Here is an 11,681-nt window from a genome sequence, read left to right on the forward strand (position 1 = left end):
ATTAAAGCCCAGCATTAGCTGGGCTTTTTTGTTTTTAGAGAAAATTAGCACAAGTAAAGCTTGCCATGTACTTGGTTGTATTTTCTAATCCTTACACCTTACACCTTACACCTTACACCTTACACCTTACACCTTACACCTTACACCTTACACCTTACACCTTACACCTTACACCTTACACCTTACACTTTAATCCCATAAAACCTGCGCTTTATCGCTGTTTCACGTAAGCATGTGTAATGTTATGTAAAGTCAGTTGAGCTATTGCTGTGCTGGTGCTTGAATTACACTCATAAATAGAAGTAATTCAGGTTTTTATATGATTTGGCAATTTAAGCCGAGTTTAGTGGTGATGAGTGTGTTGCTGCTCAGTGCATGCAGCAATCAGCTCAACCAAACTGAACGAGCGCAAGATATCGCAAATACTCCACAGTTGTGGCAACAAGCTGCTACGTCTGCATTAAAGGTTGAAGATAACTGGCTGCAGCAATTAGAAAACCCACAAGTCTTTTTTCTTGTTGAACAGGCATTAGCAAATAACCAGCAAATTTTACAGTCTGGGTATGATGTTGCAATTAAACAGCAACAATTAGTTGCCACTGGCGCGGCGTTGTGGCCGAGTTTAGATTTATCTGCACGTACTAATCGCAGCAAAGATAATCGCCCAGTTAGCTACAATAATGCCAGCTCGACAAATTTAACTCTCAGCTATGAAATTGATCTATGGGGCAAGTTATCTGATGCGCAGCGTCAAGCTAACCTTGAGTTCTTAGCGGAGCAAGCCAATTTTGAGCAAAGTAAGCAACGTTTAGTTGGCGATGTAGTCAGTGGTTGGTTTAATGTGATCAGTGCGCAAAAGCTATTGGCACTGTATCAACAGCGTGAAAAAAACGCTGAGCAAAATTTGGCAATTATTGAATCGGGTTATCGTCAAGGTTTAAATGATGCGTTAGATGTGTATTTAACACGTAATGAATTAAATACTGAACGTTCGCGGATTGCAGGGCAAAAAGCGACATTAAACCAAGCTATTCGTACGCTTGAACGGCTAACTGGAGATTATCCAAAAGGGGCCTTAACTGTCGATGCTGAGCTGCCATTATTAGATAAACCCATTCCATTAGGTTTACCGTCAGAACTGATTACCCGCAAACCAAGTTTAATCGCCAGTTGGTATCAACTGTTAAGTAGCGATGCTAATTTAGCGTATGCCCATAAACAACGTTTTCCGAGCTTAGACTTATCCGCAACGTTAGGTGATAGCACTGACCGAGTAAGCGATTTGTTTTCTCCGTCGAGCCTTGCATGGTCGCTGGTTGGAAGTATTTCTATGCCACTGTTTGATGCCGGTAGACTAAAGGCAAACGAGGAAGCTGCGCGATTAGCGGTGCTCAGCCAAGAGCAAAATTATTTAGCGAGCTTGTACGATGCATTTAATGATGTTGAACAGGCTATTTCGCAAGAACAATCATTACTACAGCGCTACCAAGCAACGCTTAAAGCACAAGAAAATGCCATTGCAGCTGAGCAATTATCGTTTGAGCAGTATCAAAGTGGTTTAGTCACTTATACCACAGTATTAGATGCACAAGATCGCTCATTTGATGCGCAAAGCTCAGTTATCGAAATTAAAAACCAGTTAATTATCAACCGTATCAATCTTCATATTGCCCTTGGTGGCGATTTTTCACAGCCAACCAACGGATCAGCCGAGCAATAACAATGAACTTAAAAACCAGAAAAATACTTATCCCTGTTGTGGTGGTTGCAGCAACCGCTGCTATCGTTATGTTTATTAAAGGTAATCCGCCACAAGCTAACCGCTTTGCTGCGCCACCTAAAGCACAAATTAGTGTGGCAGTGCAGCTACTAACACCGCAATCGTATCAAGTGATGATCGATAGTTTCGGCACCGTAAAACCGCGTACACAAAGTGGCTTAGTTGCCCAAGCATCGGGGCAAATTATCACTGTCAGTGAGCAGTTCCGCGAAGGGGGCTTTTTTGAAAAAGGTGATGTGTTACTTCAACTTGATGATAGGGATCACCGCGCTGAAGTCAAAGCCGCACAAGCAAATTTATTAACCGCGCAACAGGGCCTGCAAGAAGAGCAAGCGCGTGGTCGCCAAGCTTTAGTTGATTGGCAGCGTTTAGGTAATGGCGCTCAAGCGAGTAATTTGGTGCTGCGCGAACCACAATTAGCCGCAGCGCAAGCCCAGGTGCTTGCTGCTCAAGCGCAACTTGAAAAAGCCGAGCTTGATTTAGAACGCACGAAAATTATTGCCCCTTATGCCGGGCGTGTACTTAGTCGCAGCGTTGATTTAGGGCAAGTGGTGTCTAACAATACCCAGCTTGCAACGATTTATGCCATTGATAGTGTGGAAATTCGTCTACCAATAAAAAATAAAGACTTGCCATTTATTAGCTTACCGGAGCAATACCGTGATGGGCAAAAAAATGCATTCAGTTCAAAGGTGCATTTCACCTCAGATTTAGTCGGTAAGCAAAGCTGGCTTGGACAAATTTCGCGCACTGAAGGGGCGATTGATGAAAGCGCCCAACAACTTTATGTGGTGGCACAAATTAATGATCCATACAAAGCAACCTCGCAAAACCAATACCCGATCAAAATAGGGCAATATATTAAAGCGCAGATCAGTGGTAAACAGGTAGACGCTGTATTAGTTATTCCTAACAGCACCATTTATCAAGGTAGTTACGTGTATATTGTTGAACAAGGCGTATTAAAGCGTAAAGAGATCAGCGTAGCATGGCAAAACGCTACCCAAGCGATTATTGCCAGTGGTTTAACTGCTGGTGAACAGCTAGTACTCACACCGCTTGGCCAAGTTAGTTCGGGCACGCGAGTGAAAGTTATTGGCGAGCCTGCAACCTCAGCAGAGCCGATGAAAAAACAACGTCCGAGCCGTGAACAGCTCGAAGAAATAGCTAAAAAACAGGGTATTACTGTTGAGCAGTTAGTTGAAAAACGCCGCGCAGCAAGAGCGCAAGGAGATAAACCATGATCGCTTGGTTTACCAAAAATCATGTTGCAGCTAATTTATTGCTGATCAGCATTGTATTTGTGGGTTTATTTAGTTTAACCACGCAAATACCGCTGGAAGTATTTCCTTCCTTTGAAACCGATCGTATCAGCGTCAGCGTATCATTACGTGGCTCAACGCCTGAAGATGTGGAGCAAGGGGTGACTATTCGTATTGAAGAGTCAGTGCAAGATTTAGAAGGGATCAAACAGATCTCAAGTCGTTCCTCAGAAGGCTCCGCCTCGGTCAGCATTGAAGTTGAAAGCGGTTATGATCCACGGGAGTTATTAGCCGATATAAAAAGTCGGGTTGATGCGATCAATACCTTTCCAGTTGATGCCGAAAAGCCAGTTGTTGCCCTTGCAGAGCGTAAACGCGAAGTAATCGCTGTCACCGTTGCCAGCGATTATGGTGAAAAAGAAACCCGCGAATACGCCGAGCAAGTGCGAGATCAATTACTACGTTTACCGAGCGTGACGCAAGTTGAGTTAAGTGGCGTACGTGATTACGAATTAGCCATTGAAGTAAGCCAAGATACTTTACGCCAATATAGTTTAAGTTTAAGTGATATTTCGCGGGCAATTTCCAACTCAAGCTCAGACATCTCAGCGGGGAATTTAAAAACCGAGGGCGGCGACGTACTCATTCGCTCTAAAGGCCAAGCTTACCGCAAAGACGAATTTGCTCAAGTTGTGATAAAACACCAAAGCGATGGCACCATTATTCGGCTGGGTGATATCGCTAAAATCAGTGATGACTTTGAAGAAACCCCAGTGCGGACACGCTTTAATGGTAAGCAAGCTGCGTTTATTGACGTATATCGAATTGGTCCACAAAGTGCTATCACCGTGGCGGATGAAGTTAAAGAATTCATTGAAAAGCAACAAGTTAATTTGCCAATGGGGTTTGAGCTAAGTTATTGGGACGATGATTCAGAATTGGTTAAAAGCCGTATTGCCACACTCACCACTAATGCCCTGCAAGGCGGTATTTTAGTGTTGGCATTACTGACGTTATTTTTACGGCCGGCCATCGCATTTTGGGTGTTTATTGGTATTCCCGTGTCGTTTATGGGCGCTTTTATAGCGATGCCATTGTTTGGTGTAACACTGAACATTATGAGTTTATTTGGTTTTATTTTAGTACTGGGGATTGTTGTTGATGATGCCATTGTTACTGGCGAAAATGTTTACACTCATTTAAAAACCGCTGAATCCGGTGAACAAGCGGCTATTCGTGGTACCCAAGAAGTGGCAACGCCGGTAACGTTTGGGGTTTTAACCACGGTTGCGGCATTTTTACCGCTGGCATTTATTGAAGGCAGCCGCGACGCGTTATTTGCGCAAATTCCGGTGGTGGTGATCCCCGTTTTATTATTCTCGTTAATTGAATCTAAGTTCGTGTTACCGGCGCATTTAAAATATATCAAATTACGTCATCAAAAAGGCGAGCCCTCAACGTTTGATAAATTTCAACAGCGTTTTGCTGATGGTTTTGAGCATGCAATTTTGAAATACTATCAGCCTATTTTGAATCTAGCTTTGCGGCATAAATTAGCCACGGTGAGTTTGTTTGTTGGTATTTTCTTGATCATTTTAACCATGATCACCAGCGGCTGGACTAAGTTTATTTTCTTTCCACGTATTCCAAGCGAAACGGTGCGGGTTAATTTAACCTTACCAACGGGGACACCGTTTGCAGTAACCAATAAGTATGTAATTGATATGTCAGATAAAGCACGCCAATTACAAGATAAGTACCGCGATCCAGAAAGCGGTGAAAGTGTTATTTTAAATATACTCGCCACCACAGGCGGACGCGGTGGGGCTTCTAACTCTGGCAGTGTTCGTTTTGAAATTACGCCTGCTGAACAGCGTGACTCTGATATTGGTTCGCGGGAGCTTGCCAGCGAATGGCGTGACTTAATTGGTATTATCCCAGGCGCTGAGAGCTTAACCTTTAGAGCCGAAATTGGCCGCAGTTCAGACCCTATTGATGTGCAACTTAACGCAACATCGTTAACAACCTTGCAAGAAGTGGCAGAGCATGTGAAAGCTCGCTTGGCGACTTACCCAACGGTATTTGATATTGCCGATAGCATGTCTGACGGTAAAGAAGAGTTACAAATCGAGCTGACAGAGCAAGCCCTTGCACTGGGGTTAAACCGTGTTGACGTGTCTCAACAAGTACGTAATTCATTTTTTGGTGCACAAGCGCAGCGCATTCAACGTGGCCGCGATGATGTGCGAGTGATGGTGCGTTTACCACTTGAAGAGCGCCGCTCAGTCGCTGATCTAAAAGATATTTTAATTAATTTACCTGACGGTGGCACTGTGCCTTTATCGCATGTTGCTAAGCTTGTGCCAGGGCAGAGCCCTTCATCGATTAATCGCATTGATCGCTACCGTACCTTGAATGTTACCGCTGATATAGAAAAAGAAAACACCAATATGACGGTGCTCCAAGCCGATTTAAAAATTTACCTCGATGAGCTTGTGCAGCAATACCCAGGTGTTAGTCACTCACTCGAAGGTGAAGCTAAAGAGCAACGAGAGTCATTTGGTTCACTCGCGTGGGTATTGGTATTTGTGTTTTTTATCATTTATGGCTTATTGGCGATCCCGTTTAAATCTTACTTACAACCCTTAATCGTTATGAGTGTGATCCCGTTTGGTATGATAGGTGCCGTGGTAGGACACTGGATTATGGGAATGGAATTAACCATTATGAGCCTGCTTGGGATGTTGGCCTTGATCGGTGTTGTGGTGAATGACTCACTCGTATTAGTTGATTTTATTAATAAAAAACGCAGTGAAGGCGGCGAGTTACTGGATGCGATCAAAATGGCTGGCGCATCTCGTTTTCGCCCCGTGATGCTAACCAGTTTAACCACCTTTATTGGCTTAATGCCACTGCTGTTTGAAAAGGCAACACAAGCGCAATTTTTGATCCCCATGGCGGTGAGCCTTGGTTTTGGGATTATTTTTGCAACCTTTATCACCTTGTTGTTGGTGCCCGTTAATTACTTATTGATGGAGCGAGTGCAAGGTTGGTTTAAATAAATAATAAATACCCACAGTTTTTTGCGCTGTGGGTATTACTACGAAAATTTCTCAAACTATTTTTTCACGCTGAGGTAAACTAACCACAAAGTAGTTAAATTCAAAGGCTTCAATATGATTGAATACCCGATTGATCAACTCCCGCAGCTTATCGATGAGCTTCTGCAATGTGATACCACAGAACGTAAAAACAAGCTGTTAGCCGACGCTAAAGAAATTCTCTCAACTGAACATTTATCATTATTGTTTGAAGCCTTGCCAAAAGAGCAACGTTTAGACATTTGGCAGCTGTTAGATGAAGATACCCAACACGAAATATTTATTAATTTAGGCGCGGATAGTTGTCGTTGGTTACTACAGTCACTGGATGAAGCTGATGGCTTTAAACTACTCGATGAAGTGAGTGTTGAAGAGTTACTAGAACTCGAAGAGATCATTCCTGAGCGTTTTGTTGAATATGCTCGCCGTCAGTTAGATGAAGTACAAACTAAGCAGTACCAACTAGCACAGCAATATAACCCAGAGCAATTAGGTCACTGGCTTGATTTTGATGCCATTAAAGTATCGGAAAAGCTAACCGTTGCGGGCGCTCGTAAAATCCTGCAAAAAGGTTTACCTCAGTATACTGAAGTGATTTATTTAGTAAGTCGTAAAGGCACCTTGATTGGTGAAGTGCCGGTCAATGCATTATTTAAAGCTCAGGATTCAGATACTTTATTGAGTTTTGCCGAGCACGATATCGCCTCATTGCACGCCGATGATGACTTATACGCAGCGGCTGAAGTGGTGATCCACAGCGAAAGAATGGCGATGCCAGTAGTGAATGTAGATAACAAACTACTTGGCCGCTTAAAAGTCACCTCAGCCTACAAATTACGTCAAGAAGTCACCGATGAAGCCGCAGCTAAAGCGGGTGGTTTACGAGAGGATGAAGATTTATTTGCCAGCGTTCGCAAAAGTGCGAAAAACCGCGGAATTTGGTTAGGTATTAATTTAGCAACCGCTTTTTTAGCATCCTGGTTTATTGGCTTGTTTGGCGCCACGATTGAACAAGTTGTTGCACTTGCGGTATTAATGCCGGTGGTGGCTTCAATGGGCGGCATTGCTGGTAGTCAAACACTTACCGTTATCGTGCGCGGTTTAGCGCTTGGTCAGGTAACTGATTCAAACCGCAAAGCGTTACTTAAAAAAGAGCTCAGGGTTGGTGCGGTAAATGGCTGTGTATGGGCTACGGTTATAGGTGTACTTACCTATGTGTGGTTTAGTGATGTGATGCTCAGTATTACTATCACAGTGGCTATTTTGCTCAATCTGATTGCTGCGTCTTTATCTGGCGTGGTGATCCCGTCGATTTTAGATAAAATGAAAATCGATCCTGCGTTATCAGGCTCAGTAATTTTAACAACGGTGACCGACATCGTTGGCTTTGTGACTTTCTTAGGGTTAGGTAGTTTATTACTACTTTAGTGCGCGAAGTATGACAATTTTCACTGGCACTTGATTGATTTCAGTTTTATTTCTGTTATGTGAATCTTTAGTGAAGAACTGGTTGGCGCATATGATCTGGTTCTTTTTTATCATAAAGTACAGCTCTCGTAGTAGCGAGTTACATAATTAAAAAGGAAATACTCAATGTCAAAGAAACCAGCTAAAGCAATCAGTAAAGAAGTAAAATCGATTAAAAAAGAAATCAGTGCTCGTAAAGATAAAGTCGCAAAACAAAAAGCCAAAATAGGTAAGCTTAAAAAAGCGCTGAAAAAAGCAGCTTAATCTAAAATACTGCTGTGTGACCAGTTATTCAGCGTCATCAGTGATGGTATATAGATATACCTTTCAAATGCTTAGGCAATTATAATTTTTTTTGTAATTGCCAAGCCTGTTTATTACCTCTATTTTTAGCACGTTATAATTTGCTGCCGCGTAATATTTGTTAATATTTTTATGCAAATATGTTTTAATCTATGTTCGTCTTGACTGCATTAAGCGTTTACTTAGACCTTATGATAAAAACTTTTTGTGTACTCACTATTTTAATGTGGATTTTCCCTGCCAGCATGTATGCATCTGAACACTTTAGTGATCACGAGCAGTTTTGCCAGCAGCAACCAGATAAAAAATGTTTAACGTATATTAATGAACATATAGCGTCTTCGGATCTAAATTCAACACACTGGTATAAGGCTAACTCTTATTTATTTGATTATTACTATGATAAAAATGACTTTGAAGCCTTGAAAGCCATAGTTGAGCCATTTGCAGATCGAGATGATTTACCTAAAGTTTTTAAAGTTCAAACTTACTTCTATTACGCCAAAGCGTTACGTTATTATAATGATGACGAGCGTGCAAAAATATACGCAACCAAGGCTTTTGACGATATACAACAAATGTATGAATCGTTTTCTGATCCAATGCGGATGCTAGAGTTGGCTAATTTACAGTATGTTTTTGGTAATAAAGAAACCGCTTTTCAAATGCTGCTAAAAACAGAGCGAAAATTTGGTAAAAGTAAAGATCCCATTTTTAACTTTGAATTACATTCAAACAAAGCAAATACCTATCATGGTTTTGGTGATCTAGAAAATGCCAAAAAGAGTAGAAAGCAAGCTCTCGACTGGATTTATCCAACCCAACATCAAAATAAAATTATTGTTGCGCAAGGCAATTTAGCACGCACTTATCAGCTGCTCGCAGAGTATGACCTTGCTATTAAGTACTATGTTGACTCGTTAAGTTATATGGTAGATGGTAGCGATGATATTACTAAAGCTGCGCATACATTAAGGCTGGCAGAAATATGCTGGCAAGCAAAAGATAATCAGCAGGCCATTAAGTGGTTTAAAGCGGTTAAAGAGAGTGATTTAAATCGTTATCATAAAAAGGTCTATGAACAATTGGCGACAGTTTTAGCGTTGTAACGATTGTAAAATAACTATGCACCCTCGGTAACTACGGCCCATATTTATATGGGCCGTAGTTAGTTATTTGTTTAATTAAAAGCTAAACGTTACATTCGCATAAATAAAACGACCATCTAGGCTATATGGTGTAAAGGAACTGTAGGTAAATATCTGGTTGAAATCACTATAACCAATATTACTTACGGTATCTTGTGGGTATTGATCAAACAAATTGTTAGCACCTAAAGCCAGTTTCCATTGCTCGGTTGGACGATACGCCACTTCTAAATCTGTGATCCATTTAGCAGTAATGACTTCATCACCCTCAGCACTACTTGAGGTATCAACCACTTCACCATAGCGTGTTGCACGAAGCGTGGTTTGTACATTTTCATAATCCCACGTTGCTGACAAATTCCATTTATCCGCTGGAGTGCCTTTTTCAAAACGGGTGATTTCACGGCGCGCAAAATACTCGTAGTCATCGCCTAGGGCTTCAAGCTCAGGTGGATTTTCTTTTACATGGGTGACTTCAGTATCGTTAAAGTTAACTGCTGCGCTTAAGCGTAAATCACCATAGTGTTCTAAACCTAATGAATAGGTAGCAACAATATCAACACCTTGAGTGCGAGAATCGATAGCATTGGTAAAGTAGCGCACACTTTGGGTATTAAGTTCACCGGCTTGGACTAAAATAGCTTCGACCTCTGGTCCTTGCAGATTTTCTGATAACACAATGCGATCATCAATATCAATGCGGTATGCATCTAACGTTAAGCTAAAGTTACCTTCTGTGAAGATAAAACCGGCAGTCATGTTTACAGACTGTTCAGCATCAAGTTTACGAGCCCCTAATGCTTGTGCCGCAGGTTCATCAACAGGGAATAAGCCTACTTCACTTGGAACGCCGTTTTCAAATACTGTGCTGACTGATTTATAAGCGGTTTGAGCAAGCGAGGGCGCTCTAAAACCACTGCTGATAGCACCGCGTAGTGACAGAGATTCATTAATACTATAGCGACTAGCAAGTTTTGCAGTAAAGGTGCTGCCAAAGTCGCTATAGTCTTCAAATCGACCCGCAAGTACGGCATTCCAATCTTCGGTTAAGTAAGTATCAAATTCAGCAAACAGGGCAATATTATGGCGGCTTTGATCGGTAGCACTATCCGGTGAAAAACCAGCTAAAACTTGAGCGCCACCGGCAGCAACAGGTTCGCCTTGTGCGTCAAGTACCGTTATGTACGATGCTTGTTCACCGGCTTTAATTTGATAACTTTCATGGCGATACTCAGCGCCAATAGTTACAAATACATCGTCGGGTAGACCAAAGTCAAAAGAGTTACTCGCATCCATATTGACTAAGTATTGCTCGTAAACGAGTGAACCGTTATCAAACTCAGTAGGGCTATCTAAACCCATAGAGGTGTTTAAGCTATTACTAACACCTAAAGCAAAGTCATTAAGACCATAGTTAGTGCTGATATCCCATGTCCAATCATTACTAACCCCATTTAAACCGATAGCAAACGAATAGTCGTCAACATCAGTGTCGATGTTTGGTAAAAACCCATCTGGATAAACGCTTGGCACATTACGGTTGTCTTTGGCACGGCGATAGAAACCGCCTGAGTTACCTTTACGATTTGAATAGCTGGCAAAAGAGTAAAGTGATAAGTCATCACTAAAGTCGTAGCCAAGATTATAAAATAGCGCGATATCTTCAACATCGGCTTTACCAAAGCGATGATTATAACGATCAAACGTCAGCTCTTTTGGATCAAGCGCACCGTTTTCATCACGACTATACTGTTCTCGCTCATCAATACCTGAGCGGTTTGTTGGCTCGTTGTTACGGGTTTCAATTGAGATATTGATAAAGCCATTGTCGGCAAATGAAAAGCCTGCATTGGCACTTGCAGTACGGGAAATACCGTCGCTAACGCGGCGGTCATCACCTTTAACAAAACCAAGCTTACCTTGCGAGTCGATGATTGTTTCTTTTAACTGTGCAGAGCCTGCCATTTGCGAATCATATTGACCGTAAGTGTAGCTTACACTACCGCCTTCATCGGCATCTTTGAGCACAATATTGATCACCCCAGCAATGGCATCTGAGCCATATTGAGCAGCTGCACCATCGCGTAATACTTCGACGCGTTTAATCGCAGAGGTTGGAATATTATTTAAATCAACGGCCGTAGAGCCACGGCCAACGGTGCCGCCTAAATTCAATAAAGCGCCAGAGTGACGGCGTTTACCGTTAACGAGTACTAAGGTGTGATCGGGTGCTAGGCCACGTAATACCGCAGGCTTGGCATGATCAGTGCCATCAGCAAGGGTTGCACTTGGGTAGTTAAAGCTAGGTAATTGCGCTGCAAGCACTTGGCTTATTTCAAGCTGACCTGTGGTGGCTAAGTCGCGGCTTGTTAATAAATCAACAGGAACTGTGCTTTCAGCGATACTACGTAAACTGCGCCTGGTTCCGGTAACGGAAATGACTTCAATATCTTGTGCTGTTGTATCAGCTGTTTGCTCCACAGCGATTGCAGTCACTGAGGTAGCCAATGTACTTGCGATGGCAAGTTGCAAAGGTAGTTTGTTAAATAGTTTCATTGTTGATCCCGTGTTGTTGTCATACTTTTACGTAGTGTATAAAGCGTATTGGGAACAAACAAAT

Annotated in this window: 7 protein-coding genes; 6 read left to right on the plus strand and 1 reads right to left on the minus strand. The window is 42.2% G+C overall.

Features of this window, described 5'->3' with window-relative positions:
• Positions 1-319: 319 nt before the first annotated feature.
• The 6 genes from ACMVDV_RS00005 to ACMVDV_RS00030 all read left to right on the plus strand — a co-directional run bounded on the left by ACMVDV_RS00005 (position 320) and on the right by ACMVDV_RS00030 (position 9,022).
• Entirely contained in the window at positions 320-1,720 is a 1,401-nt protein-coding gene (locus tag ACMVDV_RS00005; protein WP_416156760.1) for a TolC family protein, read from the plus strand.
• Between the two features lie 2 nt (positions 1,721-1,722).
• Positions 1,723-3,024, plus strand: coding sequence for an efflux RND transporter periplasmic adaptor subunit (locus ACMVDV_RS00010; RefSeq protein WP_416156761.1), 1,302 nt, complete (start codon positions 1,723-1,725; stop codon positions 3,022-3,024).
• Positions 3,021-6,104: an efflux RND transporter permease subunit gene (locus ACMVDV_RS00015; RefSeq protein ID WP_416156762.1), complete on the plus strand. Its 3,084-nt coding sequence runs from the start codon at positions 3,021-3,023 to the stop codon at positions 6,102-6,104. Before ACMVDV_RS00010 ends, ACMVDV_RS00015 begins: the two co-directional genes overlap by 4 nt.
• Positions 6,105-6,218: 114 nt before the next feature.
• Positions 6,219-7,571, plus strand: coding sequence for a magnesium transporter (locus ACMVDV_RS00020; protein ID WP_416156763.1), 1,353 nt, complete (start codon positions 6,219-6,221; stop codon positions 7,569-7,571).
• A gap of 165 nt (positions 7,572-7,736) precedes the next feature.
• Positions 7,737-7,874, plus strand: coding sequence for a hypothetical protein (locus tag ACMVDV_RS00025; RefSeq protein ID WP_169020715.1), 138 nt, complete (start codon positions 7,737-7,739; stop codon positions 7,872-7,874).
• A gap of 230 nt (positions 7,875-8,104) precedes the next feature.
• A complete protein-coding gene (locus ACMVDV_RS00030; protein WP_416156764.1) occupies positions 8,105-9,022 on the plus strand; it encodes a tetratricopeptide repeat protein in 918 nt (305 codons plus the stop codon).
• A 75-nt stretch (positions 9,023-9,097) separates the two neighbouring features.
• Here the strand turns inward: ACMVDV_RS00030 and ACMVDV_RS00035 are convergent, their stop codons facing one another.
• Positions 9,098-11,617: a TonB-dependent receptor plug domain-containing protein gene (locus ACMVDV_RS00035; RefSeq protein ID WP_416156765.1), complete on the minus strand. Its 2,520-nt coding sequence runs from the start codon at positions 11,615-11,617 to the stop codon at positions 9,098-9,100.
• Positions 11,618-11,681 lie beyond the last annotated feature (64 nt).

It is taken from the genome of Pseudoalteromonas sp. ASV78, assembly GCF_047806705.1.
Classification (GTDB): Bacteria; Pseudomonadota; Gammaproteobacteria; order Enterobacterales; family Alteromonadaceae; genus Pseudoalteromonas; species Pseudoalteromonas prydzensis_A.

Bases quoted from the DNA above. Each gene is read 5' to 3' on its own strand.
- ACMVDV_RS00005 (WP_416156760.1), top strand. From the start codon at position 320: ATGATTTGGCAATTTAAGCCGAGTTTAGTGGTGATGAGTGTGTTGCTG.
- ACMVDV_RS00010 (WP_416156761.1), top strand. From the start codon at position 1,723: ATGAACTTAAAAACCAGAAAAATACTTATCCCTGTTGTGGTGGTTGCA.
- ACMVDV_RS00015 (WP_416156762.1), top strand. From the start codon at position 3,021: ATGATCGCTTGGTTTACCAAAAATCATGTTGCAGCTAATTTATTGCTG.
- ACMVDV_RS00020 (WP_416156763.1), top strand. From the start codon at position 6,219: ATGATTGAATACCCGATTGATCAACTCCCGCAGCTTATCGATGAGCTT.
- ACMVDV_RS00025 (WP_169020715.1), top strand. From the start codon at position 7,737: ATGTCAAAGAAACCAGCTAAAGCAATCAGTAAAGAAGTAAAATCGATT.
- ACMVDV_RS00030 (WP_416156764.1), top strand. From the start codon at position 8,105: ATGATAAAAACTTTTTGTGTACTCACTATTTTAATGTGGATTTTCCCT.
- ACMVDV_RS00035 (WP_416156765.1), bottom strand. From the start codon at position 11,617: ATGAAACTATTTAACAAACTACCTTTGCAACTTGCCATCGCAAGTACA.